Here is a 23,377-nt window from a genome sequence, read left to right on the forward strand (position 1 = left end):
GCGCGAGCCAGACCTTTTAGACGATATCGCCCCCGAATTGAGCCAAAAAGGCATCCCTGTATAGAAACCGAAACGTCAGGAGGCAACAAGCTTGTATATCGACAAAAGCGCCAGTGTGGCTAACCCTTGGGCACCATGACATCAGGCACATCATCGTCCGCTCAGGCGGATGCGGCAGCGATTTCCTCGCAACGCGTCGCGGCACGCGCCCGCATCGAGGTCGAGCGCCGTGCCGGCCGCAGCCGCCTCGCCCGCCTCTACCAGGATGGCGCGGCCAAGATCAGGCTGCCCGACACCGACGCCGATCCGCTGGAAGCGGTGCTGATCAACATGGCCGGCGGGCTGACCGGCGGCGACAGGCTTGGCTGGGAGGTCTCCGTCGGCGAGGGCGCGCGCGCGGTCATCACGACCCAAGCCTGCGAGAAGGTCTATCGCGCGCTTTCTGGCCATGCCGAAGTCGACGTTCGCCTGTCGGTCGGTGGCGGTGGCTGGCTCGGCTGGCTGCCGCAGGAAACCATCGTTTACGACCGTTCGGCCTTTTCACGCACGCTCGACGCCGACCTCGCAGCGGGCGCCGAAGCACTGATCGTCGAAGCCACCGTCTTTGGCCGCAGCGCCATGGGCGAACGCGTGGAAAACGGCACGTTCCGCGACCGCTGGCGCGTCAGGCGCGAGGGCCGACTGGTCCATGGCGAGGATTTCGCCGTTGGCCCCGACATCGAAGCGACACTCGCCAGAGCGGCATCGGCGGGCGGCCGGGTCGCCATGGCGACGCTGCTGCTGGTTTCCGACCGCGGCGAAACTCTGCTGAAGCCGGCGCGCAAGATCATCGGCGACGATGGCGGCGCCAGCCTGTGGACGGTCGCCGGAACTGGCAAGCTTCTTGCGAGGCTCCATGCCGAGGACGGCTATTCGCTGCGCAAACGACTCGCCCCGCTGGTCGAACTGCTCAACGGGCAGGCAGGCCTGCCCAGACTTTGGTCACTCTAGGATTTTTGGTACCGGCATGAACCTGACGCCACGGGAAAAAGACAAGCTTTTGATAGCCATGGCGGCGATGGTGGCGCGCAAGCGGCTCGACCGCGGCGTCAGGCTCAACCATCCCGAGGCAATCGCGCTGATCTCCGACTTCATCGTCGAGGGCGCGCGCGATGGTCGCCCCGTTGCCGAGCTGATGGAGGCTGGCGCACATGTCGTTACCCGCGCCCACGTCATGGACGGCATCGCCGAGATGATCCACGACGTCCAGGTCGAGGCCACTTTCCCCGACGGCACCAAGCTTGTCACCGTGCACGAACCGATCCGCTGAGGCTTTGCCCATGCTCGAACTGCGCCCGAACTGCGAATGCTGCGACCGCGACCTGCCGCCTGAGGCGACCAACGCCGTGATCTGCACCTTCGAATGCACCTTCTGCACCGACTGCGCGACAGGCGTGCTCGCCGGCACCTGCCCCAATTGCGGCGGCAATTTTTCCACCCGGCCGATCCGGCCGGCGGCGATGCTTTTGAAGTATCCAGCCTCGACCAGGCGCGTGCTGAAAGCCGAAGGCTGCGCACCGAAGTCCGCCGCCTGATTGTCTCAAACCGAAGGTATCCGCAAATGCTCAAGCGTCTCGCCCTCGCCGTCTCCTTGCTGTCGCTCTCGGTTGCACCAGCCTTGGCCCATCTCAATCCGGAAGAGCATGGCTCGCTGCTCGCCGGCGTGTCGCACCCGCTGTTTGGCGCCGACCACATCCTCGCCATGGTCGCGGTCGGCCTGTGGGCCGCACTGCTTGGCGGCCGCGCGCTGTGGCAGGTGCCTGGCGCCTTCGTTGCCACCATGACGGTCGGCTTTGCTGCAGCCCTTTTCGGTGCCCCGCTGCCCTTCGTCGAACCGGTGATCCTCGCTTCAGTGGTGGTGATCGGCCTCGCCGCCGCGGTTGCGCTCAAGGTGCCGACCTGGGCCGGCATGGTCATGGTGGGCTTCTTTGCCTTCTTCCACGGCCACGCCCATGGCGGTGAGCTCGGTTCCGCCGGAGCGCTGTCCTTCGGCATCGGCTTTGCCCTGTCGACGGCGCTGCTGCATGCCACAGGCGTCGGCCTCGGTCTCGGCATTGGCAAGGTCTTCGGCGGCGACACCGGCCGGCTGGTGACGCGCATCGCCGGCGGTGCGACAGCGCTCGGCGGCCTGTGGCTGGCGCTCGGAGCGTGAGACCCGTGATCCCCGGCGAATTCATCACCGCCCATGGCTCGATCGAGCTCAACAAGGGCCAGCCGACCGTCACGCTCAAGGTCGCCAACATTGGCGACCGGCCGATCCAGGTCGGCAGCCACTATCATTTCTACGAGACCAACAGCGGCCTTCGCTTCGACCGCGAACAGGCGCGCGGCATGCGGCTCGACATCGCCGCCGGCACAGCCGTGCGTTTCGAGCCAGGCCAGGAGCGCGACGTGACGCTGGTGCCCTATGGCGGCAAGCGCGAGGTCTACGGCTTCCAGAAAAAGGTGATGGGAAAACTCTGATGCCGGCACAAATCTCCCGCGCCGCCTATGCCAGGATGTTCGGCCCGACGGTCGGCGACAAGGTTCGGCTTGCCGACACCGAGCTGTTCATCGAGGTCGAGAACGACTTCACCTGTTATGGCGAAGAGGTGAAGTTCGGCGGCGGCAAAGTCATCCGCGACGGCATGGGCCAGAGCCAGCTCAGCCGCGCCCAAGGTTCCATGGACTGCGTCATCACCAATGCGCTGGTTCTCGATCACACCGGCATTTACAAGGCCGATGTCGGTCTCAGGGACGGGCGCATCGCTGCCATCGGCAAGGCAGGCAATCCGGACACCCAGCCCGGCGTCACCGTCGTCATCGGTCCTGGCACCGAAATCATCGCCGGCGAAGGCAAGATCCTGACCGCCGGCGGCATCGACACGCATATCCACTTCATCTCGCCGCAGCAGGTCGACGCGGCGCTGAATTCGGGCGTCACCTGCATGGTCGGCGGCGGTACCGGCCCGGCGCACGGCACGCTCGCCACCACGTGTACGCCCGGACCGTGGAACATCGCCCGCATCATCCAGGCCTTCGATGGCCTGCCCATGAACGTCGGCGTGTCCGGCAAGGGCAACGCCTCGCTGCCGGGCGCGCTGGAGGAGCAGGTGCTGGCCGGCGCCTGCGTGCTCAAGCTGCATGAAGACTGGGGCACGACGCCGGCGGCCATCGACACCTGCCTGTCGGTCGCCGACGCCTACGACGTCCAGGTGGCTCTTCACTCCGATACGCTCAACGAAGGCGGCTTCGTCGAGGACACGGTCGCTGCTTTCAGCGGCCGCACCGTCCACTCCTTCCACACCGAAGGTGCCGGCGGCGGCCATGCCCCTGATATCATCAAGATCTGCCAGTATCCGAACGTCATCCCGGGCTCGACCAATCCGACGCGGCCCTACACGGTCAACACCGTCGCCGAGCACCTCGACATGCTGATGGTCTGCCATCATCTGTCGCCGTCGATCCCCGAGGACATCGCCTTTGCCGAAAGCCGCATCCGCAAGGAGACGATCGCCGCCGAGGACATCCTGCACGACCTCGGCGCGTTCTCGGTGATTTCGTCCGACAGCCAGGCCATGGGCCGCGTCGGCGAGATGATCATCCGAACATGGCAGACCGCCGACAAGATGAAGCGCCAGCGCGGCGCCCTGGCTGCTGAAACAGGCGACAACGATAATTTCCGCGCCCGCCGCTACATCGCCAAATACACCATCAACCCAGCCATTGCGCATGGCATGTCGCGCGAGATCGGCTCGATCGAAATCGGCAAGCGCGCTGACCTCGTTTTGTGGAACCCGGCCTTCTTCGGCGTGAAGCCCGACATGGTATTGCTCGGCGGCTGGATAGCCACCGCCCCCATGGGCGACCCCAACGGCTCGATCCCGACGCCGCAGCCGAGCCATTTCAGGCCGATGTTTGGTTCATTCGGCAAGGCACTGACCAACAGCTCGATCACCTTCGTCTCGAGGGCCGGGCTGGAGAGCAGCCTGCGCGAACGCATCGGCGTAGACAAGCAGATGGTGGCCGTCGAAAACACCCGTGGCGGCATCGGCAAGCGCTCGATGATCCTCAACGACGCCATGCCTGAGATGGAGGTCGACCCGGAGACCTACGAAGTGCGCGCCGACGGCGAGCTTCTGACCTGCGAGCCGGCGACGGTTCTGCCGATGGCGCAGCGCTACTTCCTGTTTTGACCGCGACCTGATGCCACGCCGGCAACGCTGGAACCGCTCCCGGCCAATTGTTATCTAGCCCCTGCTAGCAAAAATATCCGGCAGGACTCCCGAGCCCAAGATCGGGGGCTCCCGCTATCTTGGAAATGGAGTTCTACATGTTCGGGAAAAAAGTTCCTGCCGTCACCTTCCGCACCCGCGTGCGCGACGAAGCCGTTGGCGGCCCCAATCCCTTCCGCTGGGAAGACAAGACCTCGGCCGATTATTTCGACGGCAAGCGCGTCGTGCTGTTTTCGCTGCCGGGCGCCTTCACCCCGACCTGCTCGACCTACCAGCTGCCCGATTTCGAGAAGCTGTTCGGCGAATTCCAGGCTGAGGGTATCGACGAGATCTACTGCGTGTCGGTCAACGACGCCTTCGTCATGAACGCCTGGGGCAAGTCGCAGAACCTCGACAAGGTCAAGTTGATCCCGGATGGTTCGGGCGAGTTCACCCGCAAGATGGGCATGCTGGTTGCCAAGGACAATGTCGGCTTCGGCATGCGCTCGTGGCGCTACGCTGCCGTCATCAACAACGGCCGCATCGAAAAGTGGTTCGAGGAAGAAGGCTTCGCCGACAATTGCGACAGCGATCCCTACGGTGTCTCCTCGCCGCAGAACATTCTTGAAGCGCTCAAGAACGACGACGTCGCCGAAGCCGCGTAAGGCTCGCGCACCTTCGCCAAATCGAAGCCCCGGCCGCATCCGCGCGCCGGGGTTTTTTGTACCCCAGGCCATACACGGCCTGCTCACGGCAAATTCTATTGGCTCGAAATCCCTTTCAGCGCAGGATGCCCGCCTAGCATCCGCCATCTCGAATTTCTCCCGGAACAGCCGACCATGCCCGCATGTGATCTCAGGGGCGCCCGATGACGCCCGAACCGGCGGCTGCCGAAATCTTCCCGCATATCCGCATCGTCATGGGCATGATCATCGGCCTGGGCATGGCTCGGCTTTTGTCCGGCGTGGCCCGCATCGTCCAGCATCCCGACCAGTACAGGCTCTATCCGGTGCACCTCGCCTGGGTGGCGTCGCTGCTTTTGACGCTGGTGCATTTCTGGTGGTGGGAGTTTGGCCTCTATGCCGTCGAGAGCTGGACCTTCGGCACCTACCTGTTCATCCTCGGCTATGCGATCACGCTGTTTTTGCTGTGCGCCCTGCTCTTCCCCGACTCGATGCAGGACTACAAAAGCTACGAGGATTTCTTCTATTCGCGCCGCGCCTGGTTCTTCGGCCTTCTGGCCATGACCTATCTGCTCGACATCATCGACACATTGATCAAGGGCGAGGCGCATTTTGCCCATTTCGGCGGCGAGTACTTGATCCGCACACCGATCCTGGTGGCACTTTGCCTCATCGCCATCGCCACCGCCTCGAAGCGATTTCATCTGGCCTTTGTCAGTGCGACTCTGCTCTATCAGGTGTCGTGGATCTGGAGGCTGTTCGATACAATCGTCTGACGGATCAAACCCCATCGCCTGCTCGCAAAGGAAGAGCCCCAATGCTGCGCGCCACCGATTTCATCCGCGCCGAAACCGCTTCGACCAGCGCGCGGCCCTTCGATGTCGCCGTTCTCGCCCATGACGAACGCCATGTCAGGCGCCGCACCATCGAGCTGTCGCAAGGCGAGCGCGTTCTCGTCGACCTGCCCGAACCGGTGGTGCTCGAAACCGGCGATCTCCTTGCTCTCGACGATGGCCGCCACGCCGGCATCGTCGCCGCCGAGGAAGCGCTCTACGATATTCGCGCCCGCGACGCAGTCCACCTGACGCAGCTTGCCTGGCACATCGGCAATCGCCACCTTGCGGCAGCGGTCGAAGCCGGGCGCATCCTGATCTTGCGTGACCACGTCATCAAGGCAATGCTGGAGGGGCTTGGCGCCACCGTCACCGACATTCTTGCACCCTTCGAGCCGGTGCGCGGCGCCTATTCCGGTCAGGGCCACGACCACGGACATGGCCATTCTCATGGTCGTCACGGCCACCATGACCATCATCACGACGGTCACCACCATCACCATGACTGAGTCGGCACCGGGAAACGCCTCGCTGCTGCGCCTGATGGCCTGGCTGTCGCCGGCCTTCCCGGTCGGCGGCTTCTCCTACAGCCACGGCCTCGAACGCGCGGTGCATGACGGGCTCGTCGCCAGCCGCGACGATGTTGCCGGCTGGTTGGCAACGCTGGCCGTGTCAGGCTCCGGCTGGAACGACGCGGTGCTGTTTGCCGAGGCATGGCGGCGCGCCCGCGATGGTGGCGACCTCGCCGAGACCGCCGAACTTGCCGAGGCACTGGCCGGCTCGCGCGAACGCCACATGGAAACGATGCTGCAGGGACAGGCCTTCCTTGCCGCCGCAGCCGCCTGGCCGCATCCGGTGCTGGAACGACTTCCGCCCGACTGCCCCTATTGTATCGCCGTTGGAGCTGCCGCCGGCGCGCATGGCATTCCCCTTGAAGATGCGCTTGCGGCTTACCTGCAGGCCTTTGCCAGCAACCTGATCCAGGCAGCGATCCGGCTTGGCGTCATCGGCCAGACCGCCGCTACCGGCATCGTCGCGGCATTCGAGCACACCGCCCTTTCGACCGCCGTGCGTGCGGCAGTATCGACACTCGACGATCTGGGGTCCGCCGCCCTAACCTCCGACATCATGGCGATGCGCCACGAGACCCAACATACGAGACTGTTCCGCTCATGACCGTGCTCGCCTTCGCCCTCGCCGCCGTGCTTTATCTCATTGCCTCGATCCATGCCTATTGGGGCCTCGGCGGCGTCTGGCCGGGCACCGACGAGGCATCCTGCGCCCGCGCCGTCGTCGGCGCGCGCGGCATCGAGACAATGCCCACGCCCTTCGCCAGCTTCGCCGTCACCGCCTGTCTTATCGTTGCGACGCTGTGGCCGCTGGCGCTTGTCGGCGTCTTTGCCACGCCATTCCCCAGGGCGGGCCTGGCCGCCTCGGCACTGATGGTCGCGCTGGTGTTCCTCGGGCGCGGCATTGCCGGCTTTACCCCTGCATGGCGCCGGCTGACGCCCGAGATGCCCTTTGCCAGGCTCGACCGCCAGTATTATTCGCCGCTGTGCCTGCTCATCGGCACGGGTTTCGTCATCCTCGCCATCTCAGGATTCCAGTCATGACCTCGAAAAACGGCCCGCTTCGCATTGGCATCGGCGGCCCGGTCGGCTCGGGCAAGACGACGCTGACCGAAAAGCTGTGCAAGGCACTGCGCGAGGAATTCTCCATCGCTGTGGTCACCAACGACATCTACACCAAGGAAGACGCGATGATGCTGGCGCGCCTGCAGGCGCTGCCGGAAGAACGCATCATGGGCGTGGAAACCGGCGGCTGCCCGCATACCGCCATCCGCGAGGATGCCTCGATCAATCTCCAGGCGATCGCCGAGATGAACAGGAAGTTCCCGGACCTCGACATCGTCTTCATCGAATCGGGCGGCGACAATCTCGCAGCGACCTTCTCGCCCGACCTCGCCGACCTGACGCTCTACGTCATCTCCGTCTGCCAGGGCGAGGAAATCCCGCGCAAGGGCGGGCCCGGCATCACCCGCTCCGACTTCCTGGTCATCAACAAGAGCGACCTCGCACCTTATGTGAACGTCAATCTCGAGGTCATGGAAGGCGACGCCGCCCGCCAGCGCGGCAAGCGTCCGTTCGGCTTCACCGATCTTTCGCGCGGCAAGGGGCTGGAAGCGGTCATCGACTTCATCGTCGACAATGGCGGGCTGGTCGCGTCTCGTCCGACCGCGTAAATCAGCGTTGTAGCCCCGGCAGACGTGGCCCTAGCCAAATGTAAGCGATGCGAAAAGTCGCGCCGAAAGCCGCTCCAAGTGCTGCCCCGAAAGCCGGCCAGATCCACCCTACTACTCCCGGCGGGGAAAAGTAGTCGTCACCGTGGTCGAGCCAGACCATCAACAAGGTTGATCCCGTCGCACCGAGCAGCGCATAGATCGTGACATCCCTGATCGCAGGCAGCTTCGGCCCATAGCGGGCATGATAAATGGCTGTCGCAGCAGCCGCAGGCGCTATGACCACCAAACTCACAGTGTAGAATATCATGAAGTCCAAAACGCCGAAGCTTCTGCCCATTGCCATGCCGGCGATACAAAAAACCAACGTAAGCACGACCGGAAACACAGCTATATTGGAAAACATCAGGATAGGGCCGGATAATCTTCTCATTCGCTCATAAGATGCAATTTCCAGGGACCATTCAAGAATAATCGAGATAACTCCTGAGTGGCTTTGCGGCCGAGGTTGCAGCGCGGAACGACACGCGGCATTCTCCCTCCAGCCAGCGCGGGAGGAACAACATGGCCGTCACCCAGCTCAAGCAGACCAACCTCCCGTTCTACGAAGAGCGCGTCGACCTCGCCTGTGCCTTCCGCTGGACGGCCAGGCTCAACATGCATGAGGCGGTGGCCAACCATTTCTCGCTTGCCGTCAACGACGACGGCTCGAAGTTCCTGATGAACCCCAACCAGGTGCATTTCTCGCGCATCAAGGCGAGCGACCTGCTTTTGATCGACGCCAACGACCCCGAGACGATGAGCGGCCCCAACGCGCCCGACCCCACGGCCTGGGGCCTGCACAGTGCGGTGCACCGCAACTGCGCCCATGCGCGCTGCGTCATGCATGTCCATTCGATCCACGCCACGGTGCTGGCCTCGCTGGCCGATTCCACCCTGCCGCCGATCGACCAGAACACGGCGATCTTCTTCCGCCGCCATGTCGTCGACGGCCATTATGGCGGGCTCGCCTTCGAGGAAGAGGGCGAACGCTGCTCGCAGTTGCTCGCCGACCCCAAGGTCAAGGTGATGATCATGGGCAATCACGGCGTCATGGTCATCGGCGACAGCGTCGCCGACACCTTCAACCGGCTCTATTATTTCGAGCGCGCCTGCGAGACTTACATCAAGGCTCTGTGGACCCGCCGTCCTCTGCGCACGCTATCCGACGAGATCGCCGAAAAGGCAGCGCTCGAGCAGGAAGACTATCCCGGCCAGGCCGAGCGCCATCTCGCCGAGCTCAAGGCGATCCTCGACGAGCAGGAACCAGCGTACCGGAACTGACGTACCGCCTTACCAGCAAGTAGCCCCTCATCCGCCTGCCGGCACCTTCTCCCCGTAACGACGGGGGAGAAGGACGAAGCTTCAACGTCGACGCCCCCGGGGTAAGGGTGAGGGGCAATCTTCGGGAAAGGCGTCTCAGTCCAGCCCGAGCAGCGCCCGCACTTCCTCTGCACTATGCGCCACCAGCGCGCCGGCAGGACCCTCGATCTTGTCCTGCGGCCAGAAGATGGTGCGCATGCCGGCGGCAACGCCGGCGGCAGCACCGGTCACGCTATCCTCCATCACCATGGTGTCGGCGGGGGCGATGCCGGTCAAATAAGCGGCGCGCAGATAGGGTTCGGGATCGGGCTTGCCGAGACGCACGTCGTTGCGGCTGATCGTTTTCATCGTCGGCTCGTGCACGCCGACGGCCTGCAGATTGGCCTCGACCACCATGCGGTCCGAATTGGAGACGATCGCCTGGACCACACCCTTTGCCTTCAGGTCGCGAAAAATCTCCATCGCGCCCTCGCGCGGAAGGAGATCCGGCGCACGGCCCATATAGTGATCGTATTTGAGGGCGATCCAGTCGTCGAATTCGAGGGCGAGACCGAATTGGTCACGCAGCACTTCATAGACCGGCCGCGCCGCCTGGCCGACGACACGCGCATGCAGATCGGCGGGCGGCTCGATGCCGACGCTGCGCAGCGCCGAAACAAGCGATTCCTCGTGCAGCGGCTCGCTGTCGATCAGCGTGCCGTCCATGTCCCAATACACTGCCTTCGGCGTCATATGACCGGTCCCTGTTCACCCCATTGCTCATAGGAGCTTTGGCAGCGGAAATGAACCGTTGATATGACAGCAGGGAACACATGCGCGTGCGGAGGCTCAAACCCGCCGGCCGCAAGGGTCCTTGCCGTCGATGTAGCCGACGTCGCGCTGGAGGTGATCCGGCAGGTCGCGGAAGTCCAGTACGCGTTTGCGCGAACGCAGCCCGAAGGCTGCAGCCAGACGTGCGGTCCAGCCGATCTGCTCGCAATGGAAAAGGCTTGCCTGTGCCGTGGCCATGATCGTCATCCTTTTGAGATGCTTGAAATGTGCTGATGTCTTGACCTAGATATTGGTCTGGAATGATTGACTTTTCCAATTGAACGTCGATCACGACCCATTAAATGGCCTTATGTATCGGAGTGCGTGAAATGCCGCTTCAGCTTCCTCCTTTGACCGCAATCAGGGTGTTCGAAGCCGCCGCCCGGCAGGGCAGTTTCACCAAGGCCGCGGCCGAGCTCGGCATGACCCAGGCCGCCGTCAGCTACCAGATCAAGCTGCTGGAAGAGCGCGTCGGTGCACCACTGTTCCTGCGCAAACCGCGCCAGGTTGTGCTGACCGAGGTCGGCAGCCGCATGGTGCCGATGGTGACTGAGGCATTCGGCCTGTTGAGCGAGGCCTATCAGGTGGCGCGTGCCGGCTCCGGCGGCACGCTCGGCATTTCGACGGTCCACACCTTCGCGTCGAACTGGCTGGCCCCCCGCATCGGCTCGTTCCAGCTGCGCCACCCCAACATCGCCGTCCGCCTCGACACCTCGAGCTACCTCGTCGATTTCTCGCGCGAGGAGATGGATATCGGCATCCGCTCCGGCTCAGGCAAATGGCCCGGGCTTGCCACCCATTTTTTGCTGCGCTCGCAATTTTCGCCCATGCTCAGCCCGCGCCTTGCCGAAAGCATCGGCGGGATCAAGGAGCCGGCGGACCTGCTCAAGCTCAGAATCCTCAACCCCGCCGACATCTGGTGGAAGGACTGGTTCGCAAAGGCCAATGTGCCGGCGGACGCACTCGACAGGATGCCCGATACCAGCCTGGGTTCGCAGGCCGCCGAGGCCAATGCCGCCATAGCCGGCCAGGGCGTGACGGTTCTGACCACGGCGCTGTTCACCGCGGAACTGGCCGAGGGCCGGCTGATCCAGCCGTTCGAACTCACCGCCCATGGCGGCGACTACTGGCTGGTCTATCCCGAGGGGCGCCGCAACGTGCCCAAGATCCGGGCTTTCCGCGAATGGATCATGGCCGAGCTCGAATTGCCCCACGGATGCGACAGGCGACTGACAGCACAGGCCAGCCCGCCTCTGCTGGCATAATCCTTGGTCTTCGTGACAGCTTGCCACAACTGACACTTTCGGTCACAAACGGCGCCACGACGCGCCAAAAGGGCGGATTCCGTCGTCAAAACTTGCGATATCGACGCCAATGAGCCGCGATATCGCCACCGAAAGACGAAAACCATGTCTGCGATCGCAACCGGCGCGCAATCACCGGCCACTCCTTGGCGCGACGAACTTCGCGCCATGCTGGCGCTTGCCTGGCCGATGATCCTCACCAATCTCGCCCAGACGGCGATGACGGCGACCGACGTGATGATGCTCGGCCGGCTGGGTCCCGATGCGCTTGCCGCCGGCGCGCTCGGCTCCAACCTCTATTTCGCGCCGCTGATCTTCGGCCTCGGCCTGATGTATGCAACCTCGCCGATGATGGCGGCCGAGCTTGGCCGCAAGCGCCATTCGGTGCGCGACGTCCGCCGCACCGTGCGCCAGGGCCTGTGGCTCGCCGTCCTCATCTCGATCCCGATCTGGACCCTGTTGTGGTACGCCGAGGACATCCTGCTCGCCATGGGCCAGGAACCCAAGCTCGCCGAGCAGGCCGGCATCTACGTCCACCACCTGCAATGGGCGGCCTTGCCGTTCTTCGGCTACATCGTGCTGCGCTCGTTCATCTCGGCGCTGGAGCGCCCCGGCTGGGCGCTCGTCATCATGGCGATCGCGGTGGCGGCCAACGCGCTCGGCAACTGGCTTCTGGTGTTCGGTAAATGGGGCTTCCCCGAGATGGGCATCGCCGGCTCCGGCCTTGCCACCAGCATCGCCAGCGGCATGATGTTCGTCGGCATGGCGGCCGTCGTGATGATGGAAAAGAAGTTCCGCCGCTACCACCTGTTCGGTCGCTTCTGGCGCGCCGACTGGCCGCGCTTCAGGGCGCTGCTCAAGCTCGGCTTGCCGATCTCCGGCATCCTCGCCTTCGAGGTGACGATCTTCAACGCCGCGGCATTCCTGATGGGGCTGATCAGCTCGTCCTCACTCGCCGCGCACGCCATCGCACTGCAGATCTGCTCGGTCACCTTCATGATCCCGCTCGGTCTCGGCCAAGCGGTCACTGTGCGCGTCGGGCTGGCTTACGGCGCCAAGGACCGCGACGGCATCACGCGTGCCGGCTGGACGGCCTATGTACTCGGCGTCGGCTTCATGGCGTTGATGGCGCTGGTGATGGTGTTCTGGCCGCATCTGCTGATCTCGGCCTTCATCGACACAAGCGACCCGGCGAACGCGCAGGTGATCGGTCTTGCGGTCAGTTTCCTGGTCTTCGCAGCACTGTTCCAGGTCGTCGACGGCGCCCAGGCGGTGTCGGCCGGCCAGCTGCGCGGGCTGCAGGATACGAAGGTGCCGATGATCCTCGCTGCCATCGGCTACTGGGGCATCGGCCTGCCGCTTGGCGTGCTGCTCGCCTTCCACTTCGGCTTCGAGGGCCGTGGCATCTGGATCGGCCTGTTCTCCGGCCTCGCCGTGGTGTCTGTGCTGCTGCTGTGGCGCTGGCTAAGGCGCGACAGGCTCGGCCTGATGGACAAGCCAGTGATGTGACGAAAAGGGCCGCGTTTCTGCGGCCCTTTTTTACGTCAGCTTTCCGAGGACATCGCCCCGAGCAGCCGCCTGATGTCGCCGAACCTAGCGATCAGCCCAAACACCAGGGCCGCCACCGCAACGAAGAACACCGACACCGAGGCCATTGTTGGCGTGTAGCCGTAGCGCAAGGCGTTGAAGATCTTGATCGGCAGCGTTTCGAGCGTGAAGCCGATCGTCATGTAGGCGACGATGTATTCGTTGAGCGACAGCACGAAGGCAAAGGCATAGCCCGAAACGAGGTAGGGCCGGATCAGCGGCAGCACCACCGTCTTCAGCACCGTGCGGTCGTCCGCACCCATCGTCGCCGCCGCCTCGACCAGCGAACGGTCGATGGAGGCAAAGCCGAGCGACAGCGTTACCAGCGGCAAGGTGACGAAGAAGATCGCGTGGCTGATGACAGCCGTCCAGGGTTGGCCGTAGAAACCTGTCGTCGCCCAGAAGGTCAGCATGCCGAGCGCGGTGATGACGGGCGGCAGGATAAAGGGTGCGAGGCCGAGGATCTGGAACACGTTGGCCCAAGGCGCGATGCGCCGCCACAGGAACCAGGCCAGTGGCAGCGCGATCGCGACAGCAAGGGCGGCGGCGGTGACGGCCAGCGACAGCGAGGCGATCAGCGCCTTGCGCCATTCCGGATCGGCGAAGATCTGTGCGTACCAGGCGAGCGAAAAGCCTTTCGGCGGAAAGGCCAGGTCCTGCTTTTCGTTGACCGAAACGCCGGCAACGACGATCAGGGGTGCTGCGAGGAACAGGGCTACGGCTGCGAAATAGAGCCGGCGAAGGAATGTCTGTTTCACAGCGCGTTCTCCCTGCGTCCGACGAGCAACGTAAGCCCCACCAACGCCAGCGACATCAGCACCAAAAACACCGCCATCGCCGCGGCAAATGGCATGTTGGACTGGTAGATGGCCTGGTCGGTGATCAGCACCGACAATGTCCAATGCGACGGCCGGCCAAGGATCTGCGGCAACAGATACGAGCCGAGCGCGAAGACGAAGACCATGATCAGCGTCGCAACGATGGTGTTGCGCAACGCCGGCACGACGACGTTCATGAACGCCCTGACCGGCGAGGCGCCCAGCGTGCGGGCTGCTTCAAGAAGCGTCGGGTCGAGGCGGACCAAAGCGGGATAAAGCACTAGGATGGTATAGGGCAGCGCCTGGTAGACCATGCCGGTCAGCACCGCCCAGAAGCTCGGCAACAGCGCCACCGGTTCCTTCATCAGGCCAATCGCCACCAACAAATTGGTGATGCCGGCAGTGCGCGAAAACAGCGTCGACCAGGCAAAGCCGATGATGACCTCAGACAGCGACAGCACCGACAGCAGGCAGACAAGCCAGATGGTCTGCACCTTGCGCGGCCGCTTGGTCAGAAGGAAGGTAAAAGGGAAGGCGATGACGACGCAGCAGATCGCCACCATCACCGCCAGCATCAGTGAGAAGCCGAGTACCTTGGCGAAAAACAGGCTGAGGAAACGGGCATAATTGTCGAAGACGAAGTCGGGCGTATAGAAGCCCGAGGGATCACGCTGGAAGAAGCTGACGGCGATCATCGTCGAGAACGGCACGACGAAAAAGACGATCAGCATCAGCCCGGGAAAAAACAGCGGGCTGTAATCGGCAAGCGATTTCGGTACCTCGCGTTTCATGACTTGAGCACCACGCAGGCTTCCGCCGGCAGGATCACGCCGACCTGCTGGCCGGCCACGACCTCGGGGCGTTCACGCGGCGTGGCGACAGCGACGATCGTCTTGCCGCCGGCCTCGACGAAGGTCTCGATAGTGCCGCCAAGATCGCGCACGAAAGTCACCGTGCCTGATATCGCGTCGCCGCCGACAGGGCCGAGATGCACGTCCTCGGGACGGATCGAAACGGAGGCCTTGGTCAGGCCTTCGGGCATCGTCAGATTGGGAATGGCCTGGCCGAGCACCGAGACGCGGCCAAGCCGGTCGGCGGTCGCGTCGAGCAGGTTGGTCATGCCGATGAAGTCGGCGACGAAGGCGTCGGCCGGCTTGCGGTAGATTTCGATCGGCGGTGCGGCCTGCAGGATCTTGCCGTTGCCCATGACGACAACGAGGTCGGCCATGGTCATCGCTTCGCGCTGGTCGTGGGTGACGACGAAGGTGGTGATGCCGAGGCGCTGCTGCAGCTGGCGCAACTCGACCTGCATCGCCTCGCGCAGCTTGGCGTCGAGTGCTGAAAGCGGCTCGTCGAGCAGGAACAGTTTTGGCGACAGGGCCAATGCGCGGGCGATGGCGACGCGCTGGCGCTGGCCGCCGGAAAGCTTGGCCACGGGGCGGTCGGAAAAACCCTGCAAATGGATCAGCTTGAGCAGCTCGTCCGAGCGCTTCTTCTGGTCCTCGCGCGAGGCGCCGCGAATGCGCAGCGGATAGGCGATGTTGTCGCCGACCGACAGATGCGGAAACAGGGCGAGCGACTGGAACACCATGCCGAGATTGCGCTTGTGCGTCGGCATCGGCGTGATGTCAGTGCCGTCGAGCAGAATCTGCCCGCTGGTCGGGTCCTCGAGCCCGGCGATCATGCGCAGAAGTGTTGTCTTGCCACATCCGGACGGGCCGAGCAGGCAGACGAACTTGCCATGCGGCACCGACAGATTGGCTGTGTCGACAGCCATGAAATTGCCGAATGACTTGGTGATGTCCTTAAGCACGAGTCCGGACATGCGAGGTCCTCAGAAGTGTTGTCGGGACTGTCGGGGTTTGGCCGGGCAGTCGCCAGTTGGAAAGTGGAGCGGCGCTGCGGAAGCCTCTCTTCTCCCCGTTTACGGGGAGAAGATGCCGGCAGGCAGATGAGGGGCGGCGCAATGTTCGAAAGTGGGCGTTGCCCCTCATCCGGCCGAGCTTCGCTTGGCCACCTTCTCCCCGCGAGCGGGGAGAAGGAAAAAGGCAGATCAGCCGACGATCAGCTCGGTCCATTTCTGGTTAATCCAGTCGGCCTTGGTGGTGTAGAGGTCGTAGCGCGGGATGATCGGCGGGATGTCGGACGACACGCCGGCGAACTGTTCCGGCGTCAGGTCGAGCAGCTCGCGCTTGACCGTCGGCGCGGTCCCGACCTTGCGTGACATCAACGACTGCACGGCGGGCTGGCACATGTGGTCGATGAAGGCATGCGCCTCCTCGGTCTTCTTCGAGGCGCGCGACAGCACCCATGAACCAGAATCCTGGATGCCGCCTTCCTTCGGGAAGGTCGAGCGCACCGGCTGGCCTTCGGCGGCGGCAAGGCCGGTGACGTCGTGGTAGTACTGGCCCATCGGGATTTCGCCCGACTTCAGCGCCTGTTCGAACTGCGCCTCGTCGCGATACCACAGCCGGACATTCGGCTTGACCTCGGCGAGCTTCTCCAGTGCCTTCTGGATGCCCTCTTCGGTATCGAGCGCCTTGGTGCCGCCCATGAAGGTGGTAGCCGTCACCTCAAGCAGGAACGAGTTGGAGGCGAGCGCCAAAAGGCCGAGCTTGTCGGCGTTGGCCGGATCCCAGAACGCCGCCCAGCTGTCGGGTGCGGTCGGGAAGACGTTGGTGTTGGTGACCAGCGTGATGTACCAGGCCACCGCGCCAATGCCGGCGACGCGGCCATCCGGGTACTTGTTGACGAAGTGGTCGATCAGGTTCGCGCTGTTCTTGATCTTGGCGAGGTCGAGTGGCGCCCACAACTCGGTCGACTGGCCCTTCAGCATCGAAGTCTGCGACATCATCGAAAGGTCGGCCGGGGCCTGGCCAGCCTTGGCCGCCTGTTCGAGCTGCACCAGCCAGGCTTCGCCAGTCGGCTCGGCGACCGATTCCACCGCTATGCCGGTCGACTTGGTGAATTCGGGGAAGATGTGCTCGTCGAACGACTTCTTGAAGTAGCCGCCATAGACGCCGATCTTGATCGACTTGTCCTGGGCGCGCAGGATCGACGGCATGGCGAGCAGGCTCGCCGACGCGACGCCGGCACCCAGCACGGCGCGCCGGCTGATCGGATGGTTCAGGATCTTGGTCATTGTCATTCTCCTCATTTATTGCCGGCTTTGTGCCGGCTGTTCCCTTGGATTTTTATGACGGAGTGTCGTTCAGCGTGCTGCGGCGCGGGCCTCCAATGAACGGGAATATTGGGTCAGCGGGTAACAGAGCACGAAGAAGATCAGCGCCACCAGCCCGTAGACGGTGAACGGTTCGAACGTCGCGTTGTTGATGGCGTTCGAGGTCCTGAGCAGCTCCTCGAAGCCAATGATCGAGGTCAGTGCGGTTGCCTTGATCAGCTGGACGAGGAAGCCGACGACCGGCGCACGGGTGATGGCGAAGGCCTGCGGCAGGATGATCAGGCGCAGCTCCTGGACATAGTGCAGGCCAAGGCTGGCACCGGCATCCCACTGGCCGCGCGGCAAGGCATCGACGCCACTGCGCCATATCTCGGCAAGATAGGCGCTGGCAAAGAAGGTCAGGCCGAGCACTGCGGCCGTCCACGGCTCGATGCGGAAACCGAGCATCGGCAGGCCGAAAAACATCAAGAAAAGCTGCATCAGCAAGGGCGTGCCCTGGAACAGCGCGATGTAGCCACTGGCGAAGCGGCGTGCCCACTTGGCCTTGGAGATGCGCAAAAACAGGATGGCAATGCCGACGACGCCACCGCCGACGAAGGCCGCGATCGACAACAGCACGGTCCAGCGCGTCGCGAAGATCAGGTTGCGCAGGATATCCCAGAAGGTGAACTCGATCATGACACACCCGCCGAAAGCGTGCGGCGACCAATGCCGACGAGAAGACGGCGCAGAATGATCGACAGGCCGAGATAGATCATCGCCACGACGAAATAGGTCTCGAACGGACGGAAGGTCCGCGCCTGCAGCATATCGGCTTCGTAGGTGAGTTCACTCACTGCGATCTGCGACACGACTGAAGACTCGAGCATCATGATCACGATCTGGCTGGTCAGCGCCGGGAAGATGACCTTCAGCGCCTGCGGCAAGACGATCTTGACGAAGACCTGGCGTGGCCGCAAGCCCAAAGCAAAGGCAGCTTCGCGCTGGCCTCTCGGCACCGCGTCGAGACCGGCGCCAACGATCTCGGTGGTGTAGGCGGCCATGTTGAGCGTCATCGCCAAGATAGCGGCGACGATCGGGTCGAGCCGGATGCCCAGGCTCGGCAGGCCGAAGAAGATGAAGAACAGCTGCACCAGGAACGGCGTATTCCTGATCACCTCGACATAGACCGTGATCGCACGCTTCAGCCATGGCGGGCCATTACGGCGTCCAGCGGCGGCCAGCACGGAGATCACCGTGCCGGCAATCGTCGTGATGACGATCAACAAGACCGTCATGGCGGCACCGCGGGCAATCGCGCCCGCAGCCCCTTCAAGCCAGCCGAAGTCGAGGCTGTAGCTCACCGCCTAGTCCTTGAGGTTTTCGGGGTTAAGCGGAACCTTGAGCCATGCCTCGGACGATTTGCTGAGACGGCCGTCGGAGAGCATCGCCGCCACCGTGTCGTTGATGACCTTCTTGAGGCCGTCCTCGTTCTTGTTGAGGCCGATATGCGACGGCGAGGTCAAAAGCTGGAACTTTTGCTCCGGCTTCAGCGCTTCCTGGCGTGCCAGCACCTGGGCGCCAACGTCGTTGCCGACAACCATCAGCTGGGTCTGGCCCGAGATGAAGGCCTGGATGACCGCGTTGTAGTTGTCGAAGCGCTTGATGTCGGCGCCGTCGCCTACGGCCTCGCTCAGCGAGGTGTCTTCGAGCGTGCCACGATTGACCGCGATCGACTTGTCGGCGAGGTCTTCCTTGCCGGTGACCTTGAGTTCGGCGGGGCCGATCACTGCGATGTAGTAAGGTGCATAAGCGGCGGCGAAGTCGATGACCTGCTCGCGCTCCTTGGAGTAGCCGACGCTCATCAGCAGATCGACGCGATGATCGGTCAGGTAGGGAATGCGGTTCTGGCCGGTTACCGGCACCGGGTTGAGCTTGACCTTGAGCGCGTCGGCGATCGCCTGCGCCACGTCCATGTCATAACCCTTGAGGCTCATGTCGGCGCTGGCCGAGGAGAAGGGCGGGAAATCGGCGAAGACGCCGACATTGATCTGGCCGGCCTTGGCGATGTCTTCGAGCGCGTCGGCATTGGCCGGCTGCACCGCGAAGATGGCGGTGCCTGCGACGAGCAGGGCCGCTGCCGTCGATTGCAGGAGCGTCTTGATGTTCATGTCGGTTCCCTCTGGAATGTTTGTTGTTGAACAGTCGCGTTAGCATCTGGCCGCCGCTTCCCAAACAGCGGCCAGTCGAAATTGCTGTTGGTTAAGCACCCTTGTTGGTGACGAAGGGGCTGAACAGCATCAGGCTCAGGATCTCGAACAGCACCTGGGCGCCGGCATGTGCCGTGTTGGTGGTCGAATCATATTGGGGCGCGACCTCGACGACGTCGCCACCGACAAGGTTGAGGCCCTTGAGGCCGCGCACGATCTCCAGCACCTCGCGCGTCGTCAGCCCGCCCACTTCGGGCGTGCCGGTGCCGGGCGCGAAGGACGGGTCGAGGCTGTCGATGTCGAAAGACAGATAGGTCGGGCCGTCGCCGACGATCTTCCTGGCCTTTTCGATGACGGCCGGGATGCCCATGCCACTGACCTCTTCGGCGTGGATGATGGTCATGCCGGATTCGTAGGAGAACTCCCACAGATATTCGGCCGAGCCACGGATGCCGATCTGGATGACGCGGCTGGGGTCGAGCACGCCGTCGAGCACCGCGTTGCGGAACGGGCCGCCATGGTGGAACTTGGTCAGGTCGTAGGCGCCGCCGGTGTCGCAATGCGCGTCGATGTGGATCATGCCGACCGGGCGGTTCTTGCCGACCGCCTTGAGGATCGGATGGGTGATCGAGTGGTCGCCGCCGACCGACAGCGGCACCACGCCGGCATCGACGATCTGGCCGATGCGGCGCTCGATGTCCTCATGGCTGAGCTCGAGCCGGTAGCGGCTGCGGAACGGCACGTCGCCGATGTCGGCCACGCGCAGCTCCTGCACCGGGGCGCAATCGAGCACGTGGTTGTAGGGTCCGATGCGCTCGATGGTGCGCAGCGCACGCGGGCCGAAGCGCGAGCCCGGACGGTTGGTGACGCCGAGATCCATCGGCACGCCGATCATTGCCACCTGCAAATCGCCGAAATCGGGATTGTCGTTGTCGACCTCGCGGTAAGGCGCCGTCAGGAAGGTCGGGATGCCCGAATAGGGCGCGAGGCGGGTGCCGGCCTTGTTGAAGATCTTGTCGGCGACACGACGAAACTTCGGGTCGAACAGATCGCCGCCATGGCCCTCGCCATATTTCTTGCGTAGCTCGTCGAGCTTTTTGACGTCGAAACCCATGGTGTCCTCCTGTGGTCCGAGATGGCAATGCGGGACGATCGCCTGCGGCCGTCCGCTCCCGGCGGCCAGCCTGATACCTCGTGTTCCCCGCATGCTTTTTGGTTGTTATGGGGCAAGTTTCCGGCAGCACCGTTGAAATAGCAATTGATAATGTTAAGGTCTGTGCTGTGAGAATTTCTCACAGTCGAGCTCTCTCCCAGGCGGAGTTTCCATGTCCCGGCGCCTGCCCCCGCTCAACCCGTTGCGCGCCTTCGAGGCGACCGCCCGCCATGGTTCGCTGACCAAGGCGGCGGGCGAGCTCAATGTCACCCATGGCGCCATCAGCCACCAGATCCGGGCGCTTGAAGCCACATTGAAGGTCAAGCTGCTGGAGCGCAGTGGCTCACGCTTGAAGCTCACCCCGCAAGGCGCCGAGCTGCTGCCGGCGGTGACAGGCGCCTTCGAAAGCATCGCCGCGGCCACAGCGCGCATGACGCGGCCGACCAGTTCGGGCAAGCTCACCGTCAGCTGCGTCCCAGCACTGCTGTCCTTGTGGCTGGTGCCGCGCATCGGCGGCTTCACCGCGCAATATCCCGGCATCAGCCTCAGCCTCAACGCCTCCAACGACCCGCGCGACATCCACGCGCCCGACGTCGATGTCTGCATGCTCTATGGCGACGGCAGCTGGACCGATTGCTGGCTGAAGAAGTGGTCGACCCTGGAGCTGTTTCCCGTGGTCAGCCCGACGCTCATCAACAACCGGCCGATCCGCAGTGTGCGCGACCTGTCCGACCACATCCTTTTGCACGCCGACGATGGCCGCGAATGGCACACCTGGCTTGCCGCCGCCGACGCGCTCGACGTCAGGCCGGTGCAGCAGCATCGCATGTCAGGCGCTAGCCTGACCACCGAAGCCGCGGTCCACGGCCACGGGCTGGCGCTGGGCGACAGCGTCACCGCGTCGGGCATGCTCGCCAAGGGCCAGCTGGTCACACCGTTCAACCTGTCGGTGCCGGCGGTCGACGCCTTCTACATCGTCTGCCGCAACGAGGTGAAATCGGCGCCCATCGCCCAGGTCTTCATCGACTGGCTGTTTGCCGAGCGCGAGGAGCTTCCCGCCCGCACCGAACAGGCCGTCACCGGCCAGATCAGCATCCGCAAGCGCCGCAGCCAGAAAGCGGCCGCCACCGGCTAGTCTTCGTGCCTACCTTGTTTAGCCGATGCAACCATAGGGCCAGGGTTGCTTTTTTCGCGTCTTAAGCTTGATCGCCCGGGCGCTATATCCCAATGCTGTCAACGTGGGTGCGTCCGGCGGCGGCACGCCAGGGAGGAATGAAGCGGCATGGCCAGGACCGACATTGCACGGCGGGTGTACAACCACACCTGGAAGCTCGATCCGATCGTGCGGTCGCTGCTCGACACGGACTTCTACAAGCTTTTGATGCTGCAGATGATCTGGGGCATGCACCCCAAGGTCGACGCCACCTTCTCGCTGATCAACCGCGCCACCTCGGTCAAGCTCGCCGAAGAGATCGACGAGGGCGAATTGCGCGAGCAGCTCGACCATGCCCGCACGCTGCGCTTCTCCAAAAAGGAAATGATCTGGCTTGGCGGCAACAATTTCTATGGTCGCAAGCAGATTTTCGAGCCGGAGTTCCTGGCCTGGCTCGAGAATTTCCAGCTGCCGCCCTATCACCTGGAAAAGCGCGACGGCCAGTACGAGCTGACCTTTGCCGGACCGTGGGTGCTGACCTCGATGTGGGAAATCCCCGCGCTCGCCATCATCAACGAGCTGCGCTCGCGCTCGGCGATGAAGGTGTTCGGCCCGTTCGCGCTTGACGTGCTCTACGCACGCGCCAAGGCCAAGATGTGGGACAAGACCGAGCGGCTGAAGATGCTGCCCGACATCAAGATCTCCGATTTCGGCACCCGCCGCCGCCACTCCTTCCTGTGGCAGCGCTGGTGCGTCGAAGCACTCAAGGAAGGCATCGGCGACGCCTTCACCGGCACCTCCAACGTGCTTCTGGCCATGGACACCGATCTCGAAGCGCTCGGCACCAACGCGCATGAGCTGCCGATGGTCTATGCGGCACTCGCCAACAGCGAGGACGAACTCAAGCAGTCGCCCTACAAGGTGCTGCGCGACTGGCAGCGCTATTATGGCGGCAACCTGCTGATCGTCCTGCCCGATGCCTTCGGCACCGCCGCATTCCTGCGCGACGCGCCCGACTGGGTCGCCGACTGGACCGGCTTCCGCCCCGACAGCGCCCCGCCAATCGAGGGCGGCGAGCGCATCATCGAGTGGTGGCGCAAGAAGGGCCAGGACCCCAGGTCCAAGCTGCTGATCTTCTCCGATGGCCTCGACGTCGACACCATCATCGAGACCTACCGGCATTTCGAAGGCAAGGTGCGCATGTCGTTCGGCTGGGGCACCAATTTGACCAACGACTTCGAGGGCTGCGCGCCCATCGAGAACGACCGGCTCAACGCCATTTCGCTCGTCTGCAAGGTCACCGAGACCAATGGCCGCCCGGCGGTCAAGCTTTCGGACAACCCGGCCAAGGCCACCGGCGACAAAAAGGAGATCGCGCGTTACCTCCGCATCTTCGGCGAAAAGGACCGCGTCGAGCAGTTGGTGAAGGTGTAGGGCGGCTGCGGGCTGAGGAATGGTCCATGCAGCGTGGAAAAGGTTTTCCGCGCCTTGGCGTTACCCTGTGGCATTTTCCCTGTTGAGCGAAAGCCGCAGGGGTTCTCGTAGAATCTCGTCGGTCGCGATCCTTCGCACCCCCCTCTGGCCTGCCGGCCATCTCCCCCACAAGGAGGGAGATTAGTCACGTCGCCGGCGGCGAACGTCCTGTAGAATTGCAGCGATTATCCTTGAGCATCAGTGGTTGTGCGAGGCCGATGAAGGCGTGATCTCCCTCCTTTTGGGGGAGATGGCCGGCAGGCCAGAGGGGGTGTGAAGGATCGCGAAGTTGAAAGTCGGCTTTGCAGCGACGCCGGCGCCTACACCGGGAAGCGGGGTGCGCGCCCACTTCCCGCAACC

28 protein-coding genes are annotated in these 23,377 nt (G+C 63.6%); 17 read left to right on the forward strand and 11 right to left on the reverse strand.

The annotated features are described in order from the left end of the window. Positions 1-135 precede the first annotated feature (135 nt). The 12 genes from ACHMW7_RS28590 to ureG all read left to right on the forward strand — a co-directional run bounded on the left by ACHMW7_RS28590 (position 136) and on the right by ureG (position 7,990). Positions 136-990 carry an urease accessory protein UreD gene (locus ACHMW7_RS28590; RefSeq protein WP_395451469.1) on the forward strand — a complete coding sequence of 285 codons (855 nt, stop codon included), beginning with the start codon at positions 136-138 and terminating at the stop codon, positions 988-990. Between the two features lie 16 nt (positions 991-1,006). Then, complete coding sequence (locus tag ACHMW7_RS28595) at positions 1,007-1,309, forward strand: urease subunit gamma (RefSeq protein ID WP_395448716.1); 303 nt, start codon at positions 1,007-1,009, stop codon at positions 1,307-1,309. Positions 1,310-1,319: 10 nt separating this feature from the next. Beyond that, positions 1,320-1,574 carry a DUF1272 domain-containing protein gene (locus ACHMW7_RS28600; RefSeq protein ID WP_395448717.1) on the forward strand — a complete coding sequence of 85 codons (255 nt, stop codon included), beginning with the start codon at positions 1,320-1,322 and terminating at the stop codon, positions 1,572-1,574. Between the two features lie 26 nt (positions 1,575-1,600). Next, positions 1,601-2,191 (forward strand): HupE/UreJ family protein, encoded by a 591-nt coding sequence (locus ACHMW7_RS28605; protein WP_395448718.1) that lies wholly within the window; start codon positions 1,601-1,603, stop codon positions 2,189-2,191. A 5-nt stretch (positions 2,192-2,196) separates the two neighbouring features. Continuing rightward, positions 2,197-2,502 (forward strand): urease subunit beta, encoded by a 306-nt coding sequence (locus ACHMW7_RS28610; RefSeq protein ID WP_395451470.1) that lies wholly within the window; start codon positions 2,197-2,199, stop codon positions 2,500-2,502. After that, the gene (gene ureC / locus ACHMW7_RS28615) at positions 2,502-4,214 is read left to right on the forward strand and encodes an urease subunit alpha (protein WP_395448719.1); all 1,713 of its coding nucleotides are present in this window, start codon (positions 2,502-2,504) and stop codon (positions 4,212-4,214) included. The genes ACHMW7_RS28610 and ureC overlap by 1 nt, the downstream gene beginning before the upstream one ends. A 137-nt stretch (positions 4,215-4,351) precedes the next feature. Further along, positions 4,352-4,897 carry a peroxiredoxin gene (locus ACHMW7_RS28620; protein ID WP_395448720.1) on the forward strand — a complete coding sequence of 182 codons (546 nt, stop codon included), beginning with the start codon at positions 4,352-4,354 and terminating at the stop codon, positions 4,895-4,897. Positions 4,898-5,100: 203 nt separating this feature from the next. Then, positions 5,101-5,691, forward strand: a complete 591-nt coding sequence (locus ACHMW7_RS28625) for a hypothetical protein (protein WP_395448721.1) — start codon at positions 5,101-5,103, stop codon at positions 5,689-5,691. Positions 5,692-5,732: 41 nt separating this feature from the next. Then, on the forward strand, positions 5,733-6,257 hold the full coding sequence (locus ACHMW7_RS28630) for an urease accessory protein UreE (RefSeq protein WP_395448722.1): 525 nt from the start codon (positions 5,733-5,735) through the stop codon (positions 6,255-6,257). Then, positions 6,250-6,924 carry an urease accessory protein UreF gene (locus tag ACHMW7_RS28635; RefSeq protein ID WP_395451471.1) on the forward strand — a complete coding sequence of 225 codons (675 nt, stop codon included), beginning with the start codon at positions 6,250-6,252 and terminating at the stop codon, positions 6,922-6,924. Before ACHMW7_RS28630 ends, ACHMW7_RS28635 begins: the two co-directional genes overlap by 8 nt. Beyond that, complete coding sequence (locus tag ACHMW7_RS28640) at positions 6,921-7,361, forward strand: DUF3995 domain-containing protein (RefSeq protein WP_395448723.1); 441 nt, start codon at positions 6,921-6,923, stop codon at positions 7,359-7,361. Before ACHMW7_RS28635 ends, ACHMW7_RS28640 begins: the two co-directional genes overlap by 4 nt. Beyond that, a complete protein-coding gene (gene ureG / locus ACHMW7_RS28645; RefSeq protein ID WP_395448724.1) occupies positions 7,358-7,990 on the forward strand; it encodes an urease accessory protein UreG in 633 nt (210 codons plus the stop codon). Before ACHMW7_RS28640 ends, ureG begins: the two co-directional genes overlap by 4 nt. A gap of 1 nt (position 7,991) precedes the next feature. Here ureG and ACHMW7_RS28650 read toward each other — a convergent pair whose 3' ends face one another. Next, entirely contained in the window at positions 7,992-8,393 is a 402-nt protein-coding gene (locus ACHMW7_RS28650; RefSeq protein WP_395448725.1) for a hypothetical protein, read from the reverse strand. 158 nt (positions 8,394-8,551) lie between these two features. Between ACHMW7_RS28650 and ACHMW7_RS28655 the strand changes: the two genes are divergently transcribed. Continuing rightward, on the forward strand, positions 8,552-9,310 hold the full coding sequence (locus ACHMW7_RS28655; RefSeq protein WP_395448726.1) for a class II aldolase and adducin N-terminal domain-containing protein: 759 nt from the start codon (positions 8,552-8,554) through the stop codon (positions 9,308-9,310). Positions 9,311-9,445: 135 nt separating this feature from the next. Here the strand turns inward: ACHMW7_RS28655 and ACHMW7_RS28660 are convergent, their stop codons facing one another. Together ACHMW7_RS28660 and ACHMW7_RS28665 are read right to left on the reverse strand one after the other, a co-directional pair. Continuing rightward, a complete protein-coding gene (locus ACHMW7_RS28660; protein ID WP_395448727.1) occupies positions 9,446-10,081 on the reverse strand; it encodes an HAD family hydrolase in 636 nt (211 codons plus the stop codon). Between the two features lie 96 nt (positions 10,082-10,177). After that, complete coding sequence (locus ACHMW7_RS28665) at positions 10,178-10,357, reverse strand: hypothetical protein (RefSeq protein ID WP_067965807.1); 180 nt, start codon at positions 10,355-10,357, stop codon at positions 10,178-10,180. A 131-nt stretch (positions 10,358-10,488) separates the two neighbouring features. Between ACHMW7_RS28665 and ACHMW7_RS28670 the strand changes: the two genes are divergently transcribed. After that, complete coding sequence (locus ACHMW7_RS28670; protein ID WP_395448728.1) at positions 10,489-11,424, forward strand: LysR substrate-binding domain-containing protein; 936 nt, start codon at positions 10,489-10,491, stop codon at positions 11,422-11,424. A gap of 144 nt (positions 11,425-11,568) precedes the next feature. Beyond that, complete coding sequence (locus ACHMW7_RS28675) at positions 11,569-12,972, forward strand: MATE family efflux transporter (RefSeq protein WP_395448729.1); 1,404 nt, start codon at positions 11,569-11,571, stop codon at positions 12,970-12,972. 35 nt (positions 12,973-13,007) lie between these two features. Here ACHMW7_RS28675 and ACHMW7_RS28680 read toward each other — a convergent pair whose 3' ends face one another. The 8 genes from ACHMW7_RS28680 to speB all read right to left on the reverse strand — a co-directional run bounded on the left by ACHMW7_RS28680 (position 13,008) and on the right by speB (position 20,352). After that, positions 13,008-13,808, reverse strand: a complete 801-nt coding sequence (locus ACHMW7_RS28680) for an ABC transporter permease (RefSeq protein ID WP_108605750.1) — start codon at positions 13,806-13,808, stop codon at positions 13,008-13,010. Beyond that, a complete protein-coding gene (locus ACHMW7_RS28685) occupies positions 13,805-14,659 on the reverse strand; it encodes an ABC transporter permease (RefSeq protein WP_395448730.1) in 855 nt (284 codons plus the stop codon). Before ACHMW7_RS28685 ends, ACHMW7_RS28680 begins: the two co-directional genes overlap by 4 nt. Then, on the reverse strand, positions 14,656-15,693 hold the full coding sequence (locus tag ACHMW7_RS28690; protein WP_395448731.1) for an ABC transporter ATP-binding protein: 1,038 nt from the start codon (positions 15,691-15,693) through the stop codon (positions 14,656-14,658). The genes ACHMW7_RS28685 and ACHMW7_RS28690 overlap by 4 nt, the downstream gene beginning before the upstream one ends. A 228-nt stretch (positions 15,694-15,921) precedes the next feature. Next, positions 15,922-17,010: a PotD/PotF family extracellular solute-binding protein gene (locus ACHMW7_RS28695; RefSeq protein ID WP_395448732.1), complete on the reverse strand. Its 1,089-nt coding sequence runs from the start codon at positions 17,008-17,010 to the stop codon at positions 15,922-15,924. Between the two features lie 69 nt (positions 17,011-17,079). Continuing rightward, positions 17,080-17,727 (reverse strand): amino acid ABC transporter permease, encoded by a 648-nt coding sequence (locus ACHMW7_RS28700; protein ID WP_395448733.1) that lies wholly within the window; start codon positions 17,725-17,727, stop codon positions 17,080-17,082. Further along, on the reverse strand, positions 17,724-18,392 hold the full coding sequence (locus tag ACHMW7_RS28705; protein WP_395448734.1) for an amino acid ABC transporter permease: 669 nt from the start codon (positions 18,390-18,392) through the stop codon (positions 17,724-17,726). Before ACHMW7_RS28705 ends, ACHMW7_RS28700 begins: the two co-directional genes overlap by 4 nt. Before the next feature lie 3 nt (positions 18,393-18,395). Further along, positions 18,396-19,199 (reverse strand): transporter substrate-binding domain-containing protein, encoded by an 804-nt coding sequence (locus ACHMW7_RS28710; RefSeq protein WP_395448735.1) that lies wholly within the window; start codon positions 19,197-19,199, stop codon positions 18,396-18,398. 91 nt (positions 19,200-19,290) lie between these two features. Beyond that, positions 19,291-20,352: an agmatinase gene (gene speB / locus ACHMW7_RS28715; protein WP_395448736.1), complete on the reverse strand. Its 1,062-nt coding sequence runs from the start codon at positions 20,350-20,352 to the stop codon at positions 19,291-19,293. 211 nt (positions 20,353-20,563) lie between these two features. Here speB and gcvA point away from each other — a divergent pair, with 211 nt between their 5' ends. Then, a complete protein-coding gene (gene gcvA, locus ACHMW7_RS28720; protein ID WP_395448737.1) occupies positions 20,564-21,526 on the forward strand; it encodes a transcriptional regulator GcvA in 963 nt (320 codons plus the stop codon). Between the two features lie 147 nt (positions 21,527-21,673). Beyond that, entirely contained in the window at positions 21,674-22,978 is a 1,305-nt protein-coding gene (pncB, locus tag ACHMW7_RS28725; RefSeq protein WP_395448738.1) for a nicotinate phosphoribosyltransferase, read from the forward strand. Positions 22,979-23,377: the final 399 nt, after the last annotated feature.

The sequence above is a fragment of the Aminobacter sp. UC22_36 genome, assembly GCF_044056035.1.
Taxonomy (GTDB): domain Bacteria; phylum Pseudomonadota; class Alphaproteobacteria; order Rhizobiales; family Rhizobiaceae; genus Aminobacter.

Coding starts and splice junctions, on each gene's coding strand:
- ACHMW7_RS28590 (WP_395451469.1), top strand. CDS start 136: ATGACATCAGGCACATCATCGTCCGCTCAGGCGGATGCGGCAGCGATT.
- ACHMW7_RS28595 (WP_395448716.1), top strand. CDS start 1,007: ATGAACCTGACGCCACGGGAAAAAGACAAGCTTTTGATAGCCATGGCG.
- ACHMW7_RS28600 (WP_395448717.1), top strand. CDS start 1,320: ATGCTCGAACTGCGCCCGAACTGCGAATGCTGCGACCGCGACCTGCCG.
- ACHMW7_RS28605 (WP_395448718.1), top strand. CDS start 1,601: ATGCTCAAGCGTCTCGCCCTCGCCGTCTCCTTGCTGTCGCTCTCGGTT.
- ureC (WP_395448719.1), top strand. CDS start 2,502: ATGCCGGCACAAATCTCCCGCGCCGCCTATGCCAGGATGTTCGGCCCG.
- ACHMW7_RS28620 (WP_395448720.1), top strand. CDS start 4,352: ATGTTCGGGAAAAAAGTTCCTGCCGTCACCTTCCGCACCCGCGTGCGC.
- ACHMW7_RS28625 (WP_395448721.1), top strand. CDS start 5,101: ATGACGCCCGAACCGGCGGCTGCCGAAATCTTCCCGCATATCCGCATC.
- ACHMW7_RS28630 (WP_395448722.1), top strand. CDS start 5,733: ATGCTGCGCGCCACCGATTTCATCCGCGCCGAAACCGCTTCGACCAGC.
- ACHMW7_RS28635 (WP_395451471.1), top strand. CDS start 6,250: ATGACTGAGTCGGCACCGGGAAACGCCTCGCTGCTGCGCCTGATGGCC.
- ACHMW7_RS28640 (WP_395448723.1), top strand. CDS start 6,921: ATGACCGTGCTCGCCTTCGCCCTCGCCGCCGTGCTTTATCTCATTGCC.
- ureG (WP_395448724.1), top strand. CDS start 7,358: ATGACCTCGAAAAACGGCCCGCTTCGCATTGGCATCGGCGGCCCGGTC.
- ACHMW7_RS28650 (WP_395448725.1), bottom strand. CDS start 8,393: ATGTTTTCCAATATAGCTGTGTTTCCGGTCGTGCTTACGTTGGTTTTT.
- ACHMW7_RS28655 (WP_395448726.1), top strand. CDS start 8,552: ATGGCCGTCACCCAGCTCAAGCAGACCAACCTCCCGTTCTACGAAGAG.
- ACHMW7_RS28660 (WP_395448727.1), bottom strand. CDS start 10,081: ATGACGCCGAAGGCAGTGTATTGGGACATGGACGGCACGCTGATCGAC.
- ACHMW7_RS28665 (WP_067965807.1), bottom strand. CDS start 10,357: ATGGCCACGGCACAGGCAAGCCTTTTCCATTGCGAGCAGATCGGCTGG.
- ACHMW7_RS28670 (WP_395448728.1), top strand. CDS start 10,489: ATGCCGCTTCAGCTTCCTCCTTTGACCGCAATCAGGGTGTTCGAAGCC.
- ACHMW7_RS28675 (WP_395448729.1), top strand. CDS start 11,569: ATGTCTGCGATCGCAACCGGCGCGCAATCACCGGCCACTCCTTGGCGC.
- ACHMW7_RS28685 (WP_395448730.1), bottom strand. CDS start 14,659: ATGAAACGCGAGGTACCGAAATCGCTTGCCGATTACAGCCCGCTGTTT.
- ACHMW7_RS28690 (WP_395448731.1), bottom strand. CDS start 15,693: ATGTCCGGACTCGTGCTTAAGGACATCACCAAGTCATTCGGCAATTTC.
- ACHMW7_RS28695 (WP_395448732.1), bottom strand. CDS start 17,010: ATGACCAAGATCCTGAACCATCCGATCAGCCGGCGCGCCGTGCTGGGT.
- ACHMW7_RS28700 (WP_395448733.1), bottom strand. CDS start 17,727: ATGATCGAGTTCACCTTCTGGGATATCCTGCGCAACCTGATCTTCGCG.
- ACHMW7_RS28710 (WP_395448735.1), bottom strand. CDS start 19,199: ATGAACATCAAGACGCTCCTGCAATCGACGGCAGCGGCCCTGCTCGTC.
- speB (WP_395448736.1), bottom strand. CDS start 20,352: ATGGGTTTCGACGTCAAAAAGCTCGACGAGCTACGCAAGAAATATGGC.
- gcvA (WP_395448737.1), top strand. CDS start 20,564: ATGTCCCGGCGCCTGCCCCCGCTCAACCCGTTGCGCGCCTTCGAGGCG.
- pncB (WP_395448738.1), top strand. CDS start 21,674: ATGGCCAGGACCGACATTGCACGGCGGGTGTACAACCACACCTGGAAG.